Raw genomic sequence first — 23,331 nt, 5'->3', positions numbered from 1 at the left:
TTAGCTGTGGCTACAAAGATAAGATTAATGAGAATGGGAAGAAAGAAGAGACCTTTTTACAGGGTAGTGGTTGCTGATAGTAAAGCAAGAAGAGATGGAAGATTCATCGAAATTTTGGGGTATTACAATCCTCTTGTTGAGCCTGCAGAGGTAAAAATTGACGAAGAGAAGGCTCTTAAGTGGCTGTCAGATGGAGCTATCCCTACTGATACTGTTAAAAATATTTTAAGTAGGGCAGGTATTATAAAAAAGTTTGCTGAGTCAAAAGCTGCTAAGTAAATGATGGAGGTGCACTGTGAAAGAGTTAGTGGAATTTATCGTTAAGTCTCTTGTTGACAATCCTGACAAAGTAATGCTTGAAGAGGTTGAAGGTGAAAAGACTACTGTAATTGAGCTTAGGGTTGATCCTGCCGACCTTGGCAAAGTAATCGGAAAACAGGGAAGAACTGCAAGATCTATCAGAACTATTTTAAATGCAGCTGGAATCAAAAAAGGCAAAAGAGTAGTATTGGAAATTTTGGAGTAATAAATAAGCCCCGTTTTGGGGCTTCTTTTATAAATCAATAAAGATGAAAATCACAAAAATTGGAATAATATCAGGCAGTCACGGCCTCAAGGGGCACTTTAAGCTGATCCCAAAAACAGAAGATGTTGAAATATTTTATGATTTGGAATTTCTTCTTTTGGGGAAAGATGACAAGATAATGTTTTCCTATGAAGTGGAAGAGATAAGGGAGAATAAAAAGAATTTCATTGTCAAGTGTAAAGGTATTGATGATATAGACCGCGCTAAAAAAATTGCCGGCTTAGCTGTTTATGTTTCCCATGAGATGCTTAGAGAGTATATGGGTGAAGATGAGTGCTACTTGGATGATTTTATCGGTGCAAAAGTTATTACCACTGAGGGTAAGTCTATAGGTGTGTTGAACGATATCTATGATAACGGTGGCAATGAAATTTTTGTAATAGAAGGTGAAAACGGTAAGGAGTATCTTATCTCCAATAATGAGTTTCATGTCCCCAAAATTGATGTAGAAAATAAAATTATCGTAGTTGATGAAGCAGGTTTGGTAAGTGAAGACTTATAATGTAATAACTATTTTCCCGGAAATGATAGATGCGATATTTTCTTATGGCGTTATTTATCAAGGGATTAAAAAGAACCTTATTAATATAAATCCGGTAAATTTACGTGATTTTACTAAAGATAAACATAAGACAGTTGATGATTACCAATATGGCGGGGGTCAAGGGTTGCTTTTAAAACCTGAACCAATATGTGATGCAGTGAAAAGCATTAAAACGAATGATAAAAATACACATGTTATTTTGTTGGACCCCAGAGGGAAAAAATACACTCAAAGTGTTGCACAAAGGTTACTTGAATATGATAGCATTACCTTTATCTGTGGCAGGTATGAAGGGGTTGATGAAAGAGTCAGAAAACTTGTGGTTGATGAAGAGATTTCGTTAGGTGATTTTATTTTGACCGGTGGCGAGCTTGCGGCTTCAGTTATAATAGATTCTGTGGCAAGACTTATCCCGGGAGTGCTTGGAGATGAAATGTCTTTTCATGAAGAATCTTTTAGAGATGGTTTGCTCGAGTATCCACACTATACAAGACCTTATGAATATGAAGGACTTAGGGTGCCGGATGTGTTGGTAAATGGCAACCATAAGGAAATAAATGAGTGGAGATATAAAGAATCTTTAAAAATTACTTTACAAAATAGACCTGATTTGCTAAAACATAAGGCTCTTAAAGTCGAAAGTAGTGGATTTGTGTCCCAAATAGTTGAGAGGTTTGAGAAGGGTGTGAGTCTGTATGTTGCTTTGCTGCACTATCCTATGGTAGACAAACATGGCGATATTGTGGCTACGTCCATAACCAATATGGACTTACACGATATATCTAGGTCATGTAGGACCTTTGGCGTTAAAAATTATTTTGTTGTAAACCCTTTGGAGGCTCAAAGGGAAATTGCCAGAAGAGTTTTAACACACTGGCAGGAAGGTTACGGAGCTACCTATAATCCTAATAGGAAGGAGGCTTTTGAGTATACCATAATTAAAGAGAGTTTAAGTGAAGTAATTGAGTTTATAGAGACTAAGGAAGGATGCAGGCCTGTGCTCGTTGCCACGTCCGCTAAGGATGCCCCGAATAGAGCGAAGCTTGAGCCCTTTCTTAAAGAGAATTTTGACAAGCCCATACTGTTGCTTTTTGGCACCGGATGGGGGATGTCGGAAGATTTGATGAAACTGGTGGATGTAATTATTGAGCCCATAAAAGGTGCTGGTAGTTTTAATCATCTGTCGGTAAGAAGTGCTGTTGCTATATATTTAAATAAGATTAATGGCCTTTTAGGAGGAAATAAAGATGAACAACAAGCTAATTGAAGCTATTGAAGCAGAATTTATGAATAAGGATGTTCCTGAATTCCGTGCAGGTGATACCCTTAGAGTTAACTTTAGGATTGTTGAAGGGAATAAGGAAAGGGTTCAGGCATTTGAAGGGCTCGTTATTAGAATTAGACGAGCTGGTGCAAGGACGACATTTACAGTTAGAAAAGTTGTTGGAGATATTGGTGTAGAGAGAACATTTCCGATGTATTCTCCAAGGATAGAGTCCATAGAACTTGTTAAGAGCGGTAAGGTTAGAAGGGCTAAGCTTTACTATATTAGAGATCTTCGTGGTAAGGCAGCGAGAATTAAAGAAAGAAGAAAAGGCTTCTAAGAGGGGTATTAAAGATGAAGACGACTTGGGCAAAAGCTGATAGCGAAAAAAAATGGTACCTTGTAGATGCAAATGATAAGATTTTGGGAAGACTTGCGACAAGGATTGCCATGATTTTAATGGGCAAAAATAAACCTGTGTATACTCCATTTATGGATACAGGTGATTTTGTAGTAGTTGTTAATGCTGAAAAGATTAAAGTGACAGGAAAAAAACTTACTGATAAAGTCTATTATGCTTATTCAGGATATTTTGGTGGACTCAAAGAAAAAACATTGGAGCAGATGCTTGACAGAAAGCCTGAAGAAGTTATCAGATTGGCTGTTAAGAGAATGCTTCCAAAAAATAGACTGGGAAGACAGATGCTTAAGAAGTTAAAGATTTACAGCGGAAGTGAGCATCCTCATTCAGCTCAGCAACCTGAAAAAATAGAGTTTTAGGGGGGATAGATGGATTATTTTTACGGAACCGGAAGGAGAAAAACATCAGTTGCTCGTGTGTTTTTAAAGCCAGGTAATGGTAAAATTACTGTTAATGGTAAGGCATTTGATGAGTATTTTGAAAGGGCTATTTTGAGACAAATTATTATGCAACCGGTAGAAGTGGTAAAGGGTGCAGGTAAGTTTGACCTTTACATCACTGTTACCGGCGGCGGCAAGACAGGTCAGGCAGGTGCTGTAAGACACGGTCTTGCAAGGGCACTTATTACATACAATCCAGAATATAGAAAAAGCCTTAAGGCAGAAGGGTTTCTTACCAGAGACCCAAGAATGGTTGAAAGGAAGAAGCCTGGTAAACCTAAAGCAAGGAAAAGTTCTCAGTTCTCAAAACGTTAATCAAAATTCAAGGCCGGTTATGTCCGGCCTTTTTTATTGCCTCAAAATATTTATTGAATAAAACTATTGCTTTTTTTATAAAAGAAGACTAATTTACTCCTAAAATAATTGGAGGCATATATGAGATTAGAATTATTAGAGTTAAGAAAAGAGTTGGTAGTTGCTCGGGACTTTGTTGATGAGCTTACGGAAGAGGAAAAAGAAGAGCTTGAAGAAGCAAAAACTTATTATGAAACTCAATATACTAAGCTGTCTGATGATGATAAAAGCTGGTTAGATACTCAATTTAATGAGTGGCTTGAGATTTACCTATCCGAATCAGGCGGTTGCGGAAGCGGCTGCTCCGGTTGTAGTTGTCCTTCCCACTAAAAAGATTTTGAAAGAGGGGTTAATTTAACTCCTCTTTTTTTGCAAAACAGAATGATTGAATTTACTACATCGTCTAGATAGGCTATAAATTTGAACAAAAAAACTTGACATTGATATTTAAAGTTGTTAAAAACTCAGTTCACCTTGCTGCGGGTGAAAGCCTGTGGCTGCTAAACCAGAAGGAGGTAAGATGAGAACATACGAAACACTATTTATCGTTAATCCTGATTTGACTCAGGAAGATGCTGTCTCTGTCTTTGAGAAGTTCAAGACACTTGTCACAGAAAATGGCAGCGAAATTATCAATGATGAGGCATGGGGTAAGCTAAGGCTTGCGTATGAGATTGAGCGTAAGACCGAAGGATATTATTTCCTAATTCAATTCAATTCTGATGTGAATGTTCCTGCTGAGCTTGAAAAAAGATTTAAGTATGACGAATCTGTAATCAGATTTATTGTTATTAAAATTGATGGTAAAAAATTCAAGCTTAAGAAGCGTTCTGATATGACTCAAAGAGCACCGAGAAGAGGCGGAAGGAATTTCAGAAGAGATGGTGGTAGGCAGTTTGAAAAGCAGGCTGATACTGAGAAAGAAGAGGTAGAAACTGAAGCTGATGCTGCTGAAGAGGCACCGGCTGATAATGCAGAGGAATAAAAATGGGATTCTTAAATAAAGTTATCCTACTCGGGAATGTTACAAAAAATCCTGAGGTGAGATATATTCCTGGCTCTGGCACACCTGCTGCAAGATTCGGGCTTGCTGTTAACAGGAGATACAAGTCTGGAGATTCAGTTAAGGATGAAGCTTGCTTTATAGATATTGTTGCATTTTCAAGATTGGCCGAGTTTGCTGGCGAATATATTGTAAAGGGGATGCCAATATTGGTTGAAGGTAGGCTCAGTTTTAGAACATGGGAGCAGGACGGAGTAAAAAGGAGCAAGCATGAAATAGTTGCGGAAAATATTCAGCTTGTTCAGAGAAAGGAAAGTTCTGCTGTAAATGATGAGATAGATACAGTATCAGAAGATATTGTTGACGACGATATACCTTTTTAGTAAATAGGAGGAAATATGAGCTTTAAGAAGAAATTTCAGAAGAAAAAGGTTTGTAGATTTTGCAGTGATAAACTTGATATAGATTACAAAGATTCAAATCTCTTGAGGCAGTTTGTTACAGAAAGGGGCAAGATTATGCCTAGCAGACTTACTGGGACTTGTGCAAAACACCAGAGAAAGCTTGCATCTGCTGTTAAAACTGCAAGAATAGTTGCACTTTTACCATTCACATTAAGCAAATAATTATATGGGTGCCGGCTATAGTCCGGCATTTTCTTTTATGTGGCATCCATTGATAAATTATCTTATTGCTGTTGCCTTATTTTCTACAAACATATTTTTCCCGCAGTTTGGCTTTATTCTAACATTTTTTTCTCCAATTCTCATCCTTAAGTATTTAATGGATGACAGGGTTACTGTAAAAGAGCATGTTGGGGCATTAATTTTAACCTGTAGTCTTGCTTTTTTTTCAATATTCTTTTTTGTATATTTTTTGTTACTATGCGTTTATCCGGCTTTTATTGTTAATTTAATCCTTAATAAAAAAAATAATACAAAGATTGATGTAGTAGCTATTGGCGCACTACCGATGTTTGTTTTTGCACTCATAACAATATTTTTCCTGGATGAATACAGGACAGCAATTATTGAATATATGGCCAAATATATTGATATTGTTACAGAAAATTATAAAAATCAGGGTGGCAACTTTGAATCAAACTCATATTTGCAGTATTTAAAAACTAACAGAGATACGATTGCATACACAATTGTTCATTTGATGCCATCGTTAAGTTTTGTATATTCTGTACTTTTAACGGTAATGTGCCGAAAATATTATTTCAGAAGGCTTAGTCTTCCTGAAGTAAGGTATAGAGTTAATGACAAATTGATAGTTTTTCTTATTGTTGGAGGTTTTTTTATATTATCAAAGGATTTTTCGTATAAATTAGTGTCTTATAACACTCTTATTATATTTACTGCACTATTTTTCTTTCAAGGGCTTGATATTTTAAATTTCTATTTTCTAAAGTGGAAGCTGAGTTATTTTTTAAAATTGATATTATATATACTTATTTTTAGCGAACCGCATATGATAATAATTGTAGCTGTGCTCGGTTTGTTTGATAACTGGTTTGATATGACGAAGATTAGTTTTAAAAGAAAAATGAGCTAAAGGCAGGTTTGTGAGCAATAAGTCAGTAGCTTCCATAGTTAGTATAAGTGTTGCTGTTATGCTGACTGTAGTAAAAGGTATTGCAGGCTTTTCTATTGGTTCGCTTGCACTTTTGTCTTCTGCAGTTGATTCTACACTTGATATTTTATCATCAACCATAAATTATTTTGCCATAAAAAAATCTGAAGAGCCCCCCGATGAAAAACATCCTTTTGGGCATGGCAAGTTTGAATCGTTGGCAACTTTTTTACAGTCTTTAATAATATTGGTATCTGGCGGTTATATATTATACAAATCATATGGTAAGTTTATAACAAAAGGTAAAATAGATAATATAGATTCCGGTCTTTATGTGATGATTTTTTCAATAGTATCTACAGTAGCTCTAACGTTGTATCTGCGGTATGTAGCTAAAAAGTCAGATTCATCAATATTAAAAGCAGATGCGATGCATTATGAAATTGATATACTGACCAATGTAGGAATTTTGATATCCTTCTTTATTATAAAATATTTTGGACTTCATGTTGTAGACCCTATAATTTCTGCTGTAATTTCTTTGTATATTATTTATTCAGCAGTAAAGCTTAGTTTTGAGGTTTCTAAAGATTTGCTTGATGTGGAGTTACCTGAGGCAATTAAAAGTGATATAATTAAAATTTTAGATAGCTTTGATAATTTGCATATCGATTTTCATAGAGTAAGGACAAGAAAGTCAGGCTCTCAAAAGTTTCTTGATTTGCACTTGACTCTGTGCAGAGAATTAAGTATCTCAGACGCACATAAGATAGCAGATACTATTGAGAGAAAATTAAAAAACAAGATTGACGATTTGGACGTTACCATACATATTGACCCTTGCGATATTAAAAGTTGCCCCGGGATTGATGCTTGCAATGATTCCAAATTAAGGATAGAGTTAGATAAACTGAAAAATGAAAGTGGAGGATAAAATGTCAGATTTTGTTCAAAATTTAATTGCCGAAAGACTTGGTGGAAATATGTTTGGTAAGGACACCAAGATTTACAAGTTTGAGAAAATAAAAAGGGCAAAAAAGGCAGCTATTGCCGCAAACCCTGGCAAGGAATTAATAGATATGGGTGTCGGAGAGCCTGATGATATGGCAGATGCTCAGATTGTGAATGTGCTTAAAGAAGAGGCTATGAAAAAGGAGAATAGATTTTATTCTGATAATGGCATACAGGAATTTAAAGATGTCGCTGCAAAATATATGAAGGATAGGTTTGGTGTAGATATAGACACTCAGACTGAGATAAATCATGCTATAGGCTCAAAGCCTGCTTTGGCAATGTTTCCGTTTTGCGTTATAAACCCGGGTGATTACGCATTGATGACCATTCCGGGTTATCCCGTAACCGGAACAATTACAAAATATCTTGGTGGAGAAGTATACAATTTACCACTTTTAAAAGAAAATAACTTTTTACCTGACCTTGATGCAATCCCTGAGGATATAAAAAAGAAGGCAAAGTTACTTTACTTAAATTACCCGAATAATCCTACAGGGGCATTGGCAGATAGAGATTTCTTTAAAAAAGTTGTAGACTTTGCGAAGAAAAATAATGTAGTAGTTTTGCATGATGCAGCTTATATAGAATTGACCTACGGTGAAGAGCAGCCGTCCTTTTTGTCTGTCGACGGAGCAAAAGAGGTAGGTGTCGAAATACATTCACTTTCAAAATCCTTTAATATGACAGGCTGGAGAATGGCATTTGTATGTGGTAATGAAACACTTGTAAAAGCCTTTGCCACAGTAAAAGACAATAACGATTCAGGCCAGTTTATTCCTATTCAAAAGGCTGCAGCTTATGCCTTATCCCATCCTGAATTAGTTACCCCTATTAGAGAAAAATATAAAAGAAGACTGAACAAGCTGGCTAAGATTTTAAAAGATAATGGCTTTTTTGTTAATGAACCTAAGGGGACATTTTACCTTTATTTTGAAATTCCAAAGGGGACTAAGAGCGGTAGGAAGTTTACAACTGCCGAAGAGTTTTGTGATTACCTTATCAGAGAAAAACTTATTTCTTCTGTCCCTTGGGATGATGCCGGTAATTTTATCAGATTTACTGTAACTTTTGAAGCAAAGGATTTGGCTGATGAGGACCGTGTTATAAATGAAATAGCAAAAAGACTTTCTGAGGAAGAGTTTATTTTTTAGTTTTAACGAGGAGGAGTTGTGGATGTAATTTTTATGGGGACACCGCTGACTGCGGTGCCCATTTTAAAAAGTCTAATAGATGATCCTGACATAAATGTTAAGTTAGTCGTATGTCAACCGGATAAGCCGAAAGGGAGAGGGAATAAACTTACCCCGCCCCCTGTTAAAGAGTTAGCCATTGAGCACAATATAGAAGTATTTCAACCTGATAAATTGAGAAACAACGAGGAAGCGTTAAAAAAGCTTAAAAGTTACAGTATAGATTTTCTTGTAGTTGTAGCCTATGGTAAGATTTTACCAAAAGAGGTTTTGGATATACCAAAAAAAGCTCCTATAAATGTGCACTATTCCCTTTTACCAAAATATAGGGGTGCTGCTCCTGTAAATTGGGCTATTATCAATGGAGAGAAGGAGACAGGTGTAGCTACTATGCATATGGATGAAGGGCTTGATACTGGTGATGTACTTTTAGTCGAGAGTGTTTTGATAGACAAAAAAAATACTGAGGAGCTTTTAATAGAGTTATCTGATATAGGTGCAAAGCTGCTTCTCAAGACGTTAAAAGAGTTTGATACGATTACCCCTGTCAAGCAGGATGACTCTAAAGCGACATATGCTCCGATGATGAAAAAGGATGATGGACTTATTGACTGGAATAATGATGCCGAATATATTGAAAGGCTTATAAGAGGTTTTTACCCTTGGCCTTCAGCCTTTACTAAATTGAATAATTTAACATTTAAAATATTTAAAAGTGAAGTTGTGGATGAAGATTATTCTAATATTAAGCCGGGTACTGTTTATGAAATAAACCGTGACAATATCGTTGTCAAATGTGGTAAGAGCTCACTTAAACTGCAGGAAATTCAGCTTGAAGGGAAGAAGAGAATGGATGTAAAAAGTTTTCTTTCCGGTTACAAATTAGAAAAAGGGACTATTCTTGGATAAAAACCTAAAGCCTGAAAAGAAAAGATTATTTATTTTCCTTTTAGGCCTGTCATCTTTAGTAATAATAATGTTACTTGCCTTAGTCTGGTATGTATCATTTTATGGTATAGGAAGATTTTCGGATTTGGCCGGAATAATCTTTTCACTGATTGTGGCTCTATTTGGGATTTTTCTTGGCGTATCTACTTTAATTATTGTTTTGACGGTGGTTTCTGGTAAGCAGACAAGGTTGGCAAAACGAATGAGAGGGCTTGTTACAAGATTTTTATTTCCAGTAGTGCTAAAGGTAGCAAAGATTCTTAAGATTGATAAAGATAAAATAATCAGGTCTTTTGTAGCAGTAAATAATGAGCTTGTTATGGAGTCACTTTTAGGCAAAAAGGTGAGAAAGCCACTTGTTTTATTGCCACACTGTATTCAGTTAGAAGATTGTGAACTTAAAATTACCAGAGATATCAAAGTATGTAAGAAGTGTGGAAAGTGTGATATAAAAGGGCTTGCAAATATAGCAGAGAAATATAATTTAATTATGAGTGTTGCAACCTGCGGAACTATTGCAAGAAGGATTGTTAAAGAGACAAAACCTGATCTGATTATTGCGGTTGCATGCGAGAGGGACTTGTTGAGTGGTATTCAGGATACGTATCCATTGCCGGTTATTGGTGTGTTAAACGAGAGACCTTTTGGGGACTGTTTGAATACAAAGGTAAACATTAATACAATTGAGGAATTAATTAAAAGAATATATATAGGAGGAAAAGATGGGAAACACTCTTAAAACAGTATTTTTTATGACGCTATTGACAATACTGTTTATACTTTTAGGGGGCATGCTTGGCGGGCGAACAGGGATGATGTTTGCCTTTATATTTGCCTTAGGAATGAATTTCTTTTCATATTGGTTTAGTGACAAACTTGTTTTGTCGATGTACAGAGCTAAAGAAGTTACTGAGGCGGAAGCTCCTGAACTATATTCAATTGTTAGAAATTTGGCTCAAAAGGGCGGACTTCCAATGCCAAAAGTGTATATTATGCAAAATCCTGCTCCTAACGCTTTTGCAACCGGTAGAAATCCAAAGCATGCAGCAGTAGCTGTAACTACCGGTATATTGCAGTTGCTAAACAGAGAAGAGCTTGAGGGTGTTATCGGTCATGAGCTTGCTCATGTCCACGGCAGAGACATATTGATTGGGACAATCGCTGCTACATTTGCTGGAGCTATTATGATGCTTGCAGATTGGGCTAGATGGGCGATGATATTTGGCGGAAACAGGGATGAAGAAGATAACCCTTTAGGCGCTGTAGGAGCTATAATTGCCATGATTATCGCACCGATTGCTGCATTATTGGTACAAATGGCAATTTCTAGGTCAAGAGAATATCTTGCGGACCAAAGAGGTGCTGCGTTGTGCGGAAATCCTCTTGCTCTTGCAAGTGCTTTGAAAAAAATATCTTACGGTGTAGAGTCAATGCCGATGGATGCAAAACCTGCAACTGCACATATGTTTATAATGAACCCCTTATCAGGCAGAAGCTTGATGAATCTTTTTTCTACTCACCCTCCTGTAGAGGAGAGAATTAAAAGACTTGAGAGAATGGCTTACGGTGGATAATAACAGAAGGAGGCTTTATAGCCTCCTTATTGATTTTTACTGCGGCAAACTTTCAGAAGATTATTTTGAAGATGTTACTTACCGCAAAATATACAGAAAGATTTACTTTCAAACCTTCAGGCACCTATTATTTATAGAAAAGGCAATCTCAAAGTATTTAAAGAAAGATACCCCTGTAGAGTTATATGCAGCTTTAATATTAGGTGCAGTACAAATTCTTTTTATGGATGATATCCCCCATTATGCTGCGGTGAATGAAACGCTTAACTTACTTAAACCTAAGCAAAGGGGGTTTGTTAATGCTGTTTTAAGGAAAGTAATTTCTGATAAAGAAGTTATTTTAAAAGATTACAATGTGTTAGAAGATTTCCCCGAGTGGATTATTAATAGAGTTAGAAAAACTTTTGGAGAGGAATCGGTAGAAACAGTATTGCAAGCTTATAATACACCGCCCCAAAATTTTTACTTAGACTTAAATGTGTTTAAATTTTTGCCTTATGATGAATTTTCAAAAGTACCAAGCGATGCTTTGGCGATAGATAAAGCATCAGCTTATATTCCACTTTTGAGCAAAGGGTGCAATGCACATAAAATACTTGATGCATGTGCAGCGCCTGGGGGAAAGACTGTTATTTTAAGTAAACTTCACGGTAACTCGCATATAAATGCATTTGAAAAAGATAAAAAAAGAGCTGAAAAACTTAATAAAAACATTCAAAAGTATGGTTGTCAAAATGTTAAAGTTTTCAATGAAGATGTGCTCGGTTTTGAACATACAGATAAGTATGATCTAATTTTACTTGACGCTCCTTGTTCATCGTTGGGTACAATAAGACGCCACCCTGAGGTCAAATTTTTTAGAAATCCAAAATTGCTACAAAAGAATGCATCAAACCAATATAAATTTCTAACAAAATTATCCAACCTTCTAAATGATAAGGGGATTATTATTTACAGTGTTTGTTCCCTTGAACAGGAAGAGGGTGTTGATATCGTAAAGAGCTTTCTTAAAGAAAATAGTGACTTTGAGTTAGTTAAAATTGATGAGCCAGAAGCGTTTCTAAAAGACGGATTTTTTTATTCGCTAATTCATAAAACAGGTTGCGATGGTTTTTTCGGTGCTGTTTTAAGAAAGGTGTGAAATTATAAGATGTATAAAATTGTTGAAGAATATACTTTTATAGTAGAGACCGACTGTAAAAGGGTTGATATCTTTTTGAGTGAACAGCTTTCTAAAACAAGAAGTTTTTGTCAAAAACTTATAGACTTGGGACTAATAAAAATAAATGGCAAAATTGTAGAAAAATCTTCAGTTAAAGTAATTACTGGTGACTCTATAAATGTTTTGATACCTGAAGAGGAAAAACCCAATCTTGAGCCTAAAGAAATTGACTTTGAGATAATTTATGAGCATGATGAATATATTATTATAAATAAACCCGCAAATGTGGTTGTTCACCCTGCGCCGGGTAACTTTGATAATACTCTTGTAAACGGACTTTTACATAAATTTTCGTTTGAAGTAGATGAGGGGGATTTCAGGCCAGGGATAGTGCACAGGTTGGATAAAGATACTTCAGGACTTATGATTATCACTAAAAATTATATTGCTAAGGAGAAATTTGCAGATTTGTTTAAAAATCGCGATATAGAAAAAAAATACAAGTGTGTTTCATGGGGAAAACCAAAAGAAAATACTTATAAAATTGAAAACAATATAGGCCGTCATAAGATTAATAGGAAAAAGATGTGTGTCCGTGAAGATGGTAAGCATGCTAAAACAGATGTTTTTATTTTGGACAGGTTTAATAATGAGTTTTTAGCAGATGTGAAAATTTATACAGGAAGGACACATCAGATTAGAGTTCATATGTCATATCTAGGTTTTCCAATTATCGGAGATGAGCTTTACGGGAATAAAATTTCTTTGAATTATCCCATAAAAAGGCAGGCGCTCCATTCATACTATCTTAGATTTAATTGCCCTTTTGATAATAAATTAAGGGAATTTGAAATAGAAGTTCCTGAAGATATGGCTAAACTTATCAAATATCTCAAACAAAATATGTAGTCATTATAGATTTTTTAAATATAATCTATAGTAAAAAAAGAGGGATTATACAACCATATCCCTTGTCATAAAACGATGTTTCTTGTTGACACTTATTAATGTCTATGATACATAATGCATACTGTATACAAAATACAGAGGTGAGAATATGAGCGGATATCTTCCAATAGCGTTAATGTTAGTAATTTCTGCACTGATAGGTATTATCAGTGTGAGTGTAGGTTTTTTGATAAGACCTAGGAAACCTGAAAAGGTTAAGTACAGTGTTTATGAATGTGGTATGCCGGAATTTAGTGACGCAAGAAAGCGTTACAACGTAAGGTTCTATGTAATTGCTATGCTTTTTGTTATTTTTGACGTGGAGACAGTTTTTCTTTTCCCTTGGGCGGTAGCATTTGATATGTTAGGGATATTTGGTCTGATTGAAATGATTTTGTTTATCGTAATTTTAGTATTTGGTTACTTCTATGCTTGGAAGAAAGGAGCGTTAGAATGGGCTTAATGGAGCATAAGTTTTCAGATAACATTATTACTGCTACTGTTGATGGTGTTATAAACTGGGCTAGAAGGTCTTCCCTTTGGCCGGTTACATTTGGTCTTGCTTGTTGTGCTATCGAGATGATGGCTGTTGGTGCTTCTAAATATGACCTTGACAGACTTGGCGTAATATTTAGGGCTACCCCAAGACAGGCTGACCTTATGATTGTTGCCGGTACCGTGACCAGAAAAATGGCACCGGTTGTAAGAAAAGTGTATGATCAGATGCCTGAGCCAAAGTGGGTTATAGCGATGGGAAGCTGTGCTACCAGTGGCGGTATATTTGATACCTACGCAACAGTCCAAGGGGTAGATGAGATCGTTCCTGTTGACTTTTATATCCCAGGTTGTCCTCCAAGGCCAGAGGCGCTACTTGATGCGATTGTTGCATTGCAGGAGAAAATTAAAGGCAACAAGGTCTTGAGAAAGTGAGGTGTATGATGGGATTTGAGAGTTTGTTGAAAGAATTGTCTGCAAAGTATGAAGGCAAGATAAATGGCTACAGCCAGTATGGTTGTAACTTTATAAATGTGCCGGCTGAAATAGGCAAGGATGTTTTGAGAAGTCTGAGCAGTGAGTTTGGGTTTAAGTATCTTGCAGATATCGTTGCTATTCATTGGCCGAAGAAAAAGGAAAAGTTTGAGCTTTCATATAATTTGCTTAATGTAGATGCAAGATTGAGAGTTTTCGTAAAGATTGCATTGGTTGAACCTGAGTACGAAACAGTGACAGATATTTGGAAATCGGCAGATTTCCTTGAAAGGGAGCAGTATGACTTGGTAGGTGTTACTTTTAAAGGTCATCCTGATTTAAGAAGAATCCTTATGCCTGATTTCTTTGAGGGACATCCGCTGAGGAAAGATTATGGTTTGAAGGATAGAAAGTGGTTTAATTCGGCGGATGAACAAAACCTTGGTATTAAATTTACAAAATAAGGTTTGGGGATAGATTATGGAAAATATAAGCGTAAAGGATAATTTGAGTGAAATAATAACGGTCAATATGGGGCCTCAGCACCCAAGTACACATGGTGTTTTGAGGCTTGTAGTTGATCTTGACGGCGAGACTATCGTGGATGTGAGACCTGACATAGGCTTCCTTCACAGAGGTGTAGAAAAATTAGCTGAAAATAGAACTTACCATCAATTTATACCTTTAACTGACAGACTTGACTACCTTTCTCCTTTGTCAAACAATTTAGGTTATTGTTTGGCTGTCGAGAAGTTTTTTGGTGTAAAAATACCTGAAAGGGCTGAGTATTTGAGAGTTATTTTTGCGGAGCTTTCAAGGGCTGCAAGTCACCTTGTATGGATTGCTACGCATGCTCTTGATATAGGTGCCATGACTGTATTTTTGTATGCTTTCAGGGAAAGGGAGCTCATTCTTGATATGTTTGAAATAGCAACAGGCCAAAGGATGACGAGCTCATGGATTAGAATTGGAGGTATTAGAGAGGATGTGCCACCTCTTTTTATGGAAAAGTTGGCTGAATTTGTATCTATATTTGATGAAAGAATAGATACTTATGAAAGGCTTTTGACTAAAAATAGAATTTGGCTTATGAGGACTAAGGGGATTGGTTACCTTTCTAAAGAGGATGCATTAAGTTATGGTGTTAGCGGTCCTATAATGAGAGGTTCTGGTGTTGACTTTGACCTCAGACGTGATGAGTCATATGGTATATATGATAGGTTTGAGTTTGATGTTCCCGTTAGGCAGGAAGGGGACATATATGCGAGATATCAGGTAAGGATTGAGGAGATGAGGCAGTCCAACAGGATTTTAAAGCAAGCTTTAGAGCAGATTCCCGAAGGACCTGTGATGACCGATGACCCGAGAGTGTCAATGCCTTCTCATCAGGAAGTATATGAAAGGATGGAAGCGCTTATTAGAAGATTTTACCTTATATCAAAAGGCTTTAAGACTCCAAAGGGTGAAACCTATGCTTGTGTGGAAGCACCTAAAGGTGAGCTTGGTTATTATATAGTAAGTAATGGTGAAGAGAAACCATATAGATTAAAGATTAGGGCGCCCTCTTTTGTTAACCTTGGTGCAGTAAATAAAATGGCTAAGGGTGCTATGGTAGCTGACCTGGTCGGTATAATCGGTAGCGTAGATATCGTTCTTGGTGAAATAGATAGGTAGGTGCAATATGTCTGATAAAACTTTAGAAACTCAAGAAAACCAAGAAGAAGTTTTACAAGAGATAGACTTAATCGGCGTTGATGAAATTTGTGCTAAGTATGCCGGCAAGAAAGGTGCGGTTATTCCGGTTTTACAACAGGTCCAGGAGCATTATGGGTATCTTTCAAAAGAGATGATAGAGAGAATAGGTGAAAATATCAATGTTTCTCCCCACCAACTTTATGGGGTTCTAACCTTCTATGCCCAGTTTTATACAACACCTAGAGGTAAGTATGTAATTAGGGTATGTCGTGGTACTGCTTGCCACGTAAAAGGTTCAGGAAGGATATCTGAAGTGGTTAAGGAAGAGTTTGGAATAGGTAACGGAGAGACTTCTGACGATCTTAAATTTACCTTGGAAGAGGTTTCCTGTATCGGTGCTTGCGGTATGGCTCCCGTTATTATGATAAATGACAAAACCTATGGCAACTTGACCCCTGAAAACGCAAGAGCGATTTTCAGAGAATATGCTAATAAAGAAGAGTAGGGGTAAAACATGGGTGAATATGTAGTAGAAAATTTGGAAGTTCATGTTTGTATGGGTACAGCCGGAGTTGCTTCCGGAGGTACTGAAGTAATGGAAGCTTTCAGAAAAGCGTTTGAAGATGCGGGGCTTCCAGCCGAAGTAAAGGAAAGAAATTGTAAAGTCAAGGCTACAGGTTGTAGAGGTCTTTGTGCTAGAGACGTTCTTGTAGATATTTATATTCCTGGCAAAGAGCCTGTAACATATGAGCATGTTACGGCGGAAATGGTACCGACCATTGTGCAAGAGCATGTCGTCGGTGGAGAGGTTGTAGCTAAATGGGCTGCAAAAAAGGATTATTATGAATTCTATGAGCATCAAAAAAGGTATGTTTTGAAAGACTGTGGCAAAGTTGATCCCGATAGTATAGATGACTATATTGCGCATGGTGGTTATGAAGCTATTAAAAAAGTATTAAAAGAGATGACCCCTGAGCAGGTGATTGAAGAGGTTAAAAAGTCAGGACTTAGAGGTAGAGGGGGCGGCGGTTTCCCTACAGGACTTAAGTGGACTTTTTGTAGAAATTCTCCCGGGGATTTAAAATATCTCATCTGTAATGCAGATGAAGGTGACCCAGGTGCATTTATGGATAGAAGTATTATAGAGGGTAATCCTCATGATGTAATTGAGGGGATGCTTATTGCAGCTTATGCTATTGGCTGTAAAGAGGGTTATATATATTGTAGAGCGGAGTATCCACTTGCAATTCAAAGAGTAAAAAGAGCCTTGAAAGTAGCTGAAGAAAGAGGCTTCTTAGGCAAAAATATATTAGGTACGGACTTTGAGTTTCATCTTCACTTGAAAGAAGGTGCCGGAGCGTTTGTTTGTGGAGAAGAAACTGCTCTTATGGCTTCTATTGAAGGGGAAAGAGGGATGCCTCGTTCAAGGCCACCATTCCCAGCTGTAAAAGGGTTATGGGGTAAGCCTTCAAATGTAAACAATGTTGAAACTTTTGCCAATTTGCCGATGATTATCTTGAATGGTGCAGATTGGTATGCTTCAATTGGTACCGAAAAATCTAAAGGTACAAAAATCTTTGCCCTTAGCGGTAAAGTTAAAAGTACAGGCCTTATAGAAGTCCCAATGGGTATTACTGTTCGCCAGCTTATCTTTGAAGTCGGTGGAGGTATCCCAAAAAAGAGAAAGTTTAAGGCTGTTCAGCTTGGTGGTCCTTCAGGTGGTTGTTTGCCTGAGAGCTTGCTAGACACACCAATTGACTACGACTCTCTTATTGCTGCCGGTGCAATGATGGGTTCCGGTGGTGTTGTTGTAATGGATGAAACAAACTGCATGGTTAATGTGGCACACTTCTTTTTAACATTTACTCAGCGTGAGTCATGCGGTAAATGTATTCCGTGTAGAATAGGGACAAAAACAATGCTTGATATACTTGCAAGGATTACAAAAGGTCAGGGTAGAGAAGGTGATATAGAGCTTCTGGAAAGTTTGGCTCAAGATATTAAAGTCTCTTCGTTATGTGGTTTGGGACAGACTGCACCTAACCCTGTTCTTACGACAATCAGATATTTCAGGCATGAATATGAGGCTCATATTAAAGAAAAAAGGTGCCCGGGTAGAGAATGTACCGAATTAGTAAAGTTTGAGGTACAAGAAGACGCATGTAAAAAATGTGGTATCTGTTTTAAGGTGTGTCCGGTAAATGCAATTACCTGGGAAAAAGGAAAAGTGGCATACATTGACAAGAGCAAGTGTGTTAAATGTCGTGAATGTATTGTAAACTGTCCTTTTAACGCAATAGATTAAGAAAAGAGGGTGAGCGTATGGTTACCGTTAAAATAGACGGCAGAGAAGTACAGGTAGAGCCAAATAGCACGATTTTACAAGCTGCGGAAAAAGCTGGTGTCCATATTCCGGTATTATGTCATCATAAGACATTAAATCCGTTTGGAGCCTGCCGTGTTTGTTTGGTCGAGGTTGTTGGAAACCCTAAGCTTATGACTGCCTGTACCACACCTGTAACTGATAAAATGGAAATAGTTACACAGAACGAAAAACTACAAAAATTGAGAAGAACGGTTATAGAGCTTCTCCTTATCAACCACCCGTTAGACTGTCCTGTTTGTGACAAGGGTGGGGACTGTATGCTTCAGGATCTTACATTTGAGGTTGGCCTTACGAATGTAAGGTTTGACCCGAAACCAAACGATACGCCATTTGACCACACAAACCCATTTATTGAAAGAGATATTGATAGATGTGTATTGTGTGGAAAATGTGTAAGGATTTGTGACGAAGTTGTTAATATTCAGGCAATAAGCTTTATAAACAGAGGTACGGAAACATACATTGGGACCTCATTTGACCAACCGTGGAATTGTGAATACTGCGGTCAATGTATGAGCGTTTGTCCTGTCGGTTCATTGAATAACAGGGTATATTTGTTTAAAAACAGACCTTGGAATCTTGAAAAGACAGAGTCTGTTTGCGGTTTTTGTTCATGCGGATGTTCAATTATAGTTGAGCATGAAGATAATGAAGTTTATAAAATCTCCGAAGATCCTGATTTAGGCGTAAACCATGGCTTTTTATGTGCAAAAGGGAGATTCGGGTATGAGCTTATTAACTCGCCTGAAAGGGAGAAGACTCCAAAGATTAAAAAATCGGGGGAATTTTCAGAAAGCAGCATAGAAGAGGCAATAGAATATGTTGCCGCTAAAATAGGTGAAATAAAAGGTAAGTATGGTGCTGATTCGATTGGGGTATTGGTCTCTCCAAGAGTAACTAACGAAGAAGCATTTCTTGCTCAAAAATTTGCCAGAGAAGTAATCGGAAGTAATAATGTTTTCTCATTTGAAACAGTTAATGCTTTGCCTGAAGGCACATATGAGGATGTGGAAAACTCTGACAATCTGGTAGTGCTAAACATAGATGTAACCGAGTCAAATCCTGTGCTTGGTTATGCCGTAAGAAGAATGGGCAGAAAAGAAGAGACTACACTTAGTGTATTCTACCCAAAAGTGACTTCACTTAAGAGAGTAGCAACCAACTTTTTTACCGGCAAGCCGTCAGAGGTATATGAAAAGATAGAAAATTTTGTAAATGGCCTTAAAGGTGATGGAGAATTTAAAGATTTGGCAGAAAGTTTTAAAAGTGCCAAAAAACCAGTTTTAATCTATAATCCATACGATGAACTCGATTTATATTATGTTAATGAGATAAAATCGCTGGTTAGCAATGTAATTACAGTACCTTGCAAAATTAAGAACAACTCTCAAGGTATTATAGATATGGGTTGTACCCCTTACTATAAACCGGGTTATGTAAAAACAGAAGCACAGGCTGATTTTCGAAAGGTGTTGGAAGATGGTAGCTTAAGGGCACTTGTAATCTTAGGTGAAAATCCTCTATTACACCCTGAGTATAGTGACCTTGGCGATATTTTAGGCAAGCTTGACTTTTTGGTAGTTACAGATCCGTTTATGAGTGAAGTCGCGGAGCTATCTGAAGTATATATACCTGTATCACTTTTTGCTGAAAAAGATGGTACATTTACTAACTTTGAGGGAAGGGTTCAGAGCTTAAACAAGGCTGTAGACAATGGAGTAATATCTGATCTTGAGTTTTTGGCATTACTATCTGCAAGGTTAGGCGTAAACCTTCCTAAAGGTATTGATGAGGTTCAAGATTTAATCAGAAAAGAGGTGCCGCTATACAATGATGTTGATTTTAATGGTGGAACAGTCAAATATCCGTTTGTGTTAGACGGAGCATTTGCTCTTAAAAAGGTTTCGCCAAAAGGTAAAGGAAAATTTAAAGTTTTTCCTGGTTCATTAAGACTTCATTCAGGTTCATTTACAAGAAGGTCTAAAGATCTGAGCAAAGTATATGCGGAGCCGGCAGTCGAGATAAGCATCTCAGATGCCTCTAAGCTCAACGTGACCGATGGGGATTATATAATTTTGAAGTTTGAAGATACAACTAGAAAGTTTAGAGTTGCTGTAGTTAAAGGTATGCCGGATGGTGTTGTTTCTTTGCCTAATGATTTCAAAGAGACAGCTGATCTCTTCCACAAAGGGAAGTATTTAAAGGTAGATTTAGTTAAACATAATGGATAATAAATTACAGGAAGCTTTGAGGATGTATAATATGGGAAACTATTCCGGAGCAATTGAGATACTTAGTGGGTATATACAGGACAGTAAAGATAGTGATGGTTTAGCCAATTACTATCTTGGTCTTTCCTTGTATGACTCAGGCAGACTCAGTGAGTCGGAGAGGTATTTTAAAAATGCAGTTTCCCTTAATCCAAAAAGTGCCAAATATTATTATAGGCTTGGGCTTGCATGTGCAAGGCTGATGAAGTTTTCCGAGGCGATACAATATCTATCTAAGGCGTTAGAGTTGGCTGAAGATAATATGAGAGCCAAATACATGCTAGGGACAGTCTATTTTAAGATTGGTAACCTGCAAGAAGCAAAAAAAATATTTAATGAGATTAAAGAGAATAATGAAGAAAATGCAGCAGCTGTATATTATTTGGGGTTATGTGAGTACTATTTAGGTAATATTAAAGAAGCAGAAGAGCTATTTAAAAGGACTCTGGCGATCAACAGTGACTATTTGGATGCTTATAAAAAGCTTGGCGATTTATACTTTACAAGGCACGATTATGAAGAGGCATCCAAATGTTATTTTAAGGCATACAGCAGAGGGATAATGGATATAACACTATTGCTTAATTATTCCTTAGCTCTGATAGGATTGTCGCAATATGGCGAGGCAGAAAAAGTCCTTGAAACTGCAAGTAAAAATTATCCTAATAACCCCGAAGTTGAAAAGTTGGTTGAAGTTTTTAAAGATATAAAAAAATTATAAGAGGTTGGCTATGCTTTTACAGATTCTCTTAGTAGTAATCAAAATCCTAATCGTTATCACAGTTTTACTTTTAGGTGTAGCCTATATGACCTGGCTTGAAAGAAAAGTTATTGGTCATATGCAGGTAAGGCTTGGTCCGACACATGTAGGTTGGAAAGGTTTGTTGCAGCCTATAGCAGATGGACTGAAACTTGTCGCTAAAGAGGACATAGTTCCTGATATGGTTGATAAGCCGGTTTATATTATAGCTCCGCTATTAAGCTTAATTCCGGCGTTATCAGCATTTGCGGTTATCCCTTTTGCTGATAAGTTTACACTGTTTGGCTATCAGATCCAGCCATACATCAGTGATGTCAACATAGGTCTTCTTTATGTGTTAGCTTTGTCATCTGTTGGTACATACGGGCTTATTATGTCTGGATGGGCGTCAAACTCAAAGTATGCGCTTCTTGGAAGTTTGAGGTCTTCAGCGCAGGTTATTAGTTATGAGACTGCAATGGGACTTGCCCTTATTGGACCGATTCTTTTGGCAGGCACTGTTAGCCTTAAAGGGATTACTGAGGCTCAGGCTGGAGGGCTATGGTATATAGTTCCACAATTTGTGGCATTTGTTGTATACCTTATCTCTGCAATAGCCGAAACAAACAGGGCGCCTTTTGACTTGCCAGAGGCAGAGACAGAGCTTGTTGCTGGTTTTCATGTGGAATACTCAAGTATGAAGTTTGCAATGTTCTTTTTGGCAGAATATTCAAATATGTACGTAGTTTCTTCAATAGCTGCAATAGTTTTTCTTGGTGGATGGAATGGTCCTGTTTTACCGGGATTTGTATGGTTTGTGTTGAAGGTTTTATTCTTCATGTTCTTCTACCTGTGGCTAAGGGCTACATTGCCAAGGCTTAGGTTTGACCAGCTTATGGCGCTTGGTTGGAAAATATTGATACCTATTGCCTTAGCAAATATAGTTATAACATCTATAGTTGTTTATGTGATAAGGTAGGGGGTGCTTAATGAAGAATATATTTGATACGATATTTTTTACTGAAATATTCCAGGGCTTAGGTGTAACTCTTAAGCACATGTTTAAAAAGCCTGTAACAGTCAGGTACCCTTATGAAGAGTCCCCTATCTACAAATTTAGAGGGATTCATTATATGAATGTCGATGAGAGAGGGGTGAGCAAATGTGTTGGTTGCTACCTTTGTGAAAAGGTCTGCCCTGCTGAATGTATTCATATAGAAACAGATGCCGGTCCTAACGGTGAGAGATTGGTAAGGAAGTTTGAAATAGATTTATCAAGATGTATTTACTGTGGATTTTGTGAAGAGGCTTGCCCTAAAGATGCAATTCACATGAGTGACAGGTATGATACTGTAGATAGCACCAGGGATAATTATATTATCAACATGAGATACATGGTAGAGAATAGGAAAAATGTCAAAGGAGAATAGATTATGGAACAGGTGATTTTTTATATTCTTGCGTTTGTAGCTATAGTTTCGTCCCTGTTTATGATAACTAGGAATAACCCTGTGCACTCAGCATTATGGATGCTTCTTACTTTTTTTGCAGTTGCCGGAATCTTTGTACAATTAGATGCAGAGTTTGTTGCTGCAATTCAGGTATTGGTATATGCAGGGGCAATTTTGGTTTTATACCTGTTCGTTGTTATGCTTCTTAACCCTAAATCACATGGGTTTATAAAGGTTCCGTTCAGGTATGTAATCGGAGTTGTCGCATCTATTATAATAGTGTTTCAGGTGCTTATGACTCTTAAAAGCTCTGAAGTAATTGGTAAACTTGGATGGGTAACTCCTCAGTTGGCGCAAGAACTTGGTAATGTTAAAATGTTCGGTAAAGAGCTTTTTACGACCTATTTGGTGCCCTTTGAAATTGCATCTATATTATTGTTAATAGCAATGATTGGAGCAATAGTTCTTGCTAAAAAGGATTAAGGAGGAGGGTTTATGACTTTACAGCATTATTTAGCACTTAGTGCAATTATTTTTGGTATAGGGATGACTGGAGTTCTTGTAAGGAGAAACTTGATCGTAATGTTTATGTCATTAGAGCTTATGCTTAATGCAGTAAATATAAATTTAGCAGCATTTTCTAAATATTTACATGCAATGAACGGCCAAGTTTTTATAGTTTTTGTTATGGCAGTTGCTGCTGCTGAGGCTGCGGTCGGTTTAGCCCTGATCATTACTCTCTTTAAAAATAAAGAGACAATTAATGCAGATGAAGTAAACTTTTTTAAGGGATAG

Annotated in this window: 31 protein-coding genes; all 31 read left to right on the top strand. The window is 37.0% G+C overall.

Annotated elements, in window-relative coordinates:
* The first annotated feature begins 6 nt into the window (after positions 1–6).
* The 31 genes from rpsP (at position 7) to nuoK (ending at position 23,331) form a co-directional block, all read left to right on the top strand.
* Complete coding sequence (gene rpsP, locus LF845_RS01940) at positions 7–279, top strand: 30S ribosomal protein S16 (protein ID WP_242819307.1); 273 nt, start codon at positions 7–9, stop codon at positions 277–279.
* A gap of 16 nt (positions 280–295) precedes the next feature.
* The gene (locus LF845_RS01935; RefSeq protein WP_242819306.1) at positions 296–526 is read left to right on the top strand and encodes a KH domain-containing protein; all 231 of its coding nucleotides are present in this window, start codon (positions 296–298) and stop codon (positions 524–526) included.
* A 43-nt stretch (positions 527–569) separates the two neighbouring features.
* Complete coding sequence (gene rimM / locus LF845_RS01930) at positions 570–1,088, top strand: ribosome maturation factor RimM (RefSeq protein WP_242819305.1); 519 nt, start codon at positions 570–572, stop codon at positions 1,086–1,088.
* Complete coding sequence (gene trmD, locus LF845_RS01925; protein WP_242819304.1) at positions 1,075–2,397, top strand: tRNA (guanosine(37)-N1)-methyltransferase TrmD; 1,323 nt, start codon at positions 1,075–1,077, stop codon at positions 2,395–2,397. The genes rimM and trmD overlap by 14 nt, the downstream gene beginning before the upstream one ends.
* A complete protein-coding gene (rplS, locus tag LF845_RS01920; protein ID WP_242819303.1) occupies positions 2,378–2,734 on the top strand; it encodes a 50S ribosomal protein L19 in 357 nt (118 codons plus the stop codon). Before trmD ends, rplS begins: the two co-directional genes overlap by 20 nt.
* A gap of 14 nt (positions 2,735–2,748) precedes the next feature.
* On the top strand, positions 2,749–3,174 hold the full coding sequence (rplM, locus tag LF845_RS01915; protein WP_242819302.1) for a 50S ribosomal protein L13: 426 nt from the start codon (positions 2,749–2,751) through the stop codon (positions 3,172–3,174).
* Positions 3,175–3,183: 9 nt separating this feature from the next.
* On the top strand, positions 3,184–3,570 hold the full coding sequence (gene rpsI / locus LF845_RS01910) for a 30S ribosomal protein S9 (RefSeq protein WP_242819301.1): 387 nt from the start codon (positions 3,184–3,186) through the stop codon (positions 3,568–3,570).
* Between the two features lie 120 nt (positions 3,571–3,690).
* Positions 3,691–3,939: a hypothetical protein gene (locus LF845_RS01905; RefSeq protein WP_242819300.1), complete on the top strand. Its 249-nt coding sequence runs from the start codon at positions 3,691–3,693 to the stop codon at positions 3,937–3,939.
* Between the two features lie 190 nt (positions 3,940–4,129).
* Positions 4,130–4,594 carry a 30S ribosomal protein S6 gene (gene rpsF / locus LF845_RS01900; RefSeq protein WP_242819299.1) on the top strand — a complete coding sequence of 155 codons (465 nt, stop codon included), beginning with the start codon at positions 4,130–4,132 and terminating at the stop codon, positions 4,592–4,594.
* Positions 4,595–4,596: 2 nt separating this feature from the next.
* Positions 4,597–4,995: a single-stranded DNA-binding protein gene (ssb, locus tag LF845_RS01895; RefSeq protein ID WP_242819298.1), complete on the top strand. Its 399-nt coding sequence runs from the start codon at positions 4,597–4,599 to the stop codon at positions 4,993–4,995.
* 15 nt (positions 4,996–5,010) lie between these two features.
* The gene (rpsR, locus tag LF845_RS01890) at positions 5,011–5,238 is read left to right on the top strand and encodes a 30S ribosomal protein S18 (protein WP_242819297.1); all 228 of its coding nucleotides are present in this window, start codon (positions 5,011–5,013) and stop codon (positions 5,236–5,238) included.
* Between the two features lie 4 nt (positions 5,239–5,242).
* Positions 5,243–6,172: a DUF2232 domain-containing protein gene (locus LF845_RS01885; RefSeq protein ID WP_242819296.1), complete on the top strand. Its 930-nt coding sequence runs from the start codon at positions 5,243–5,245 to the stop codon at positions 6,170–6,172.
* 10 nt (positions 6,173–6,182) lie between these two features.
* A complete protein-coding gene (locus tag LF845_RS01880) occupies positions 6,183–7,124 on the top strand; it encodes a cation diffusion facilitator family transporter (protein ID WP_242819295.1) in 942 nt (313 codons plus the stop codon).
* Between the two features lies 1 nt (position 7,125).
* The gene (locus LF845_RS01875) at positions 7,126–8,355 is read left to right on the top strand and encodes an LL-diaminopimelate aminotransferase (protein ID WP_242819294.1); all 1,230 of its coding nucleotides are present in this window, start codon (positions 7,126–7,128) and stop codon (positions 8,353–8,355) included.
* 18 nt (positions 8,356–8,373) lie between these two features.
* Positions 8,374–9,303, top strand: a complete 930-nt coding sequence (gene fmt / locus LF845_RS01870; protein ID WP_242819293.1) for a methionyl-tRNA formyltransferase — start codon at positions 8,374–8,376, stop codon at positions 9,301–9,303.
* A 67-nt stretch (positions 9,304–9,370) separates the two neighbouring features.
* Positions 9,371–10,081: a DUF116 domain-containing protein gene (locus tag LF845_RS01865; RefSeq protein ID WP_242819292.1), complete on the top strand. Its 711-nt coding sequence runs from the start codon at positions 9,371–9,373 to the stop codon at positions 10,079–10,081.
* Positions 10,065–10,916 (top strand): zinc metalloprotease HtpX, encoded by an 852-nt coding sequence (gene htpX, locus LF845_RS01860; RefSeq protein ID WP_242819291.1) that lies wholly within the window; start codon positions 10,065–10,067, stop codon positions 10,914–10,916. Before LF845_RS01865 ends, htpX begins: the two co-directional genes overlap by 17 nt.
* Positions 10,891–12,057: an RsmB/NOP family class I SAM-dependent RNA methyltransferase gene (locus tag LF845_RS01855; RefSeq protein WP_242819290.1), complete on the top strand. Its 1,167-nt coding sequence runs from the start codon at positions 10,891–10,893 to the stop codon at positions 12,055–12,057. The genes htpX and LF845_RS01855 overlap by 26 nt, the downstream gene beginning before the upstream one ends.
* 9 nt (positions 12,058–12,066) lie before the next feature.
* Positions 12,067–12,987 (top strand): RluA family pseudouridine synthase, encoded by a 921-nt coding sequence (locus LF845_RS01850; protein ID WP_242819289.1) that lies wholly within the window; start codon positions 12,067–12,069, stop codon positions 12,985–12,987.
* Between the two features lie 148 nt (positions 12,988–13,135).
* The gene (locus tag LF845_RS01845; RefSeq protein ID WP_242819288.1) at positions 13,136–13,489 is read left to right on the top strand and encodes an NADH-quinone oxidoreductase subunit A; all 354 of its coding nucleotides are present in this window, start codon (positions 13,136–13,138) and stop codon (positions 13,487–13,489) included.
* Positions 13,480–13,956: a NuoB/complex I 20 kDa subunit family protein gene (locus LF845_RS01840; protein ID WP_242819287.1), complete on the top strand. Its 477-nt coding sequence runs from the start codon at positions 13,480–13,482 to the stop codon at positions 13,954–13,956. Before LF845_RS01845 ends, LF845_RS01840 begins: the two co-directional genes overlap by 10 nt.
* A gap of 8 nt (positions 13,957–13,964) precedes the next feature.
* Complete coding sequence (locus tag LF845_RS01835; protein ID WP_242819286.1) at positions 13,965–14,459, top strand: NADH-quinone oxidoreductase subunit C; 495 nt, start codon at positions 13,965–13,967, stop codon at positions 14,457–14,459.
* Positions 14,460–14,475: 16 nt separating this feature from the next.
* Positions 14,476–15,669 carry an NADH dehydrogenase (quinone) subunit D gene (nuoD, locus tag LF845_RS01830; protein WP_242819285.1) on the top strand — a complete coding sequence of 398 codons (1,194 nt, stop codon included), beginning with the start codon at positions 14,476–14,478 and terminating at the stop codon, positions 15,667–15,669.
* 7 nt (positions 15,670–15,676) lie between these two features.
* Positions 15,677–16,195, top strand: a complete 519-nt coding sequence (gene nuoE, locus LF845_RS01825) for an NADH-quinone oxidoreductase subunit NuoE (protein ID WP_242819284.1) — start codon at positions 15,677–15,679, stop codon at positions 16,193–16,195.
* 9 nt (positions 16,196–16,204) lie between these two features.
* Positions 16,205–17,995: an NADH-quinone oxidoreductase subunit NuoF gene (nuoF, locus tag LF845_RS01820; protein ID WP_242819283.1), complete on the top strand. Its 1,791-nt coding sequence runs from the start codon at positions 16,205–16,207 to the stop codon at positions 17,993–17,995.
* A 17-nt stretch (positions 17,996–18,012) separates the two neighbouring features.
* On the top strand, positions 18,013–20,307 hold the full coding sequence (locus LF845_RS01815; RefSeq protein WP_242819282.1) for a molybdopterin-dependent oxidoreductase: 2,295 nt from the start codon (positions 18,013–18,015) through the stop codon (positions 20,305–20,307).
* Entirely contained in the window at positions 20,300–21,067 is a 768-nt protein-coding gene (locus LF845_RS01810; protein WP_242819281.1) for a tetratricopeptide repeat protein, read from the top strand. The genes LF845_RS01815 and LF845_RS01810 overlap by 8 nt, the downstream gene beginning before the upstream one ends.
* 10 nt (positions 21,068–21,077) lie before the next feature.
* Entirely contained in the window at positions 21,078–22,064 is a 987-nt protein-coding gene (nuoH, locus tag LF845_RS01805) for an NADH-quinone oxidoreductase subunit NuoH (protein ID WP_242819280.1), read from the top strand.
* 10 nt (positions 22,065–22,074) lie between these two features.
* Entirely contained in the window at positions 22,075–22,515 is a 441-nt protein-coding gene (nuoI, locus tag LF845_RS01800; RefSeq protein WP_242819279.1) for an NADH-quinone oxidoreductase subunit NuoI, read from the top strand.
* 3 nt (positions 22,516–22,518) lie between these two features.
* Entirely contained in the window at positions 22,519–23,019 is a 501-nt protein-coding gene (locus tag LF845_RS01795; protein ID WP_242819278.1) for an NADH-quinone oxidoreductase subunit J family protein, read from the top strand.
* 12 nt (positions 23,020–23,031) lie between these two features.
* Positions 23,032–23,331, top strand: a complete 300-nt coding sequence (nuoK, locus tag LF845_RS01790; RefSeq protein WP_242819277.1) for an NADH-quinone oxidoreductase subunit NuoK — start codon at positions 23,032–23,034, stop codon at positions 23,329–23,331.

The sequence above is a fragment of the Deferrivibrio essentukiensis genome (genome assembly GCF_020480685.1).
Classification (GTDB): Bacteria; Chrysiogenota; Deferribacteres; order Deferribacterales; family Deferrivibrionaceae; genus Deferrivibrio; species Deferrivibrio essentukiensis.
Note: the sequence above shows the minus strand (reverse complement) of the source record. Positions and strands in the feature narration are given on the sequence as shown.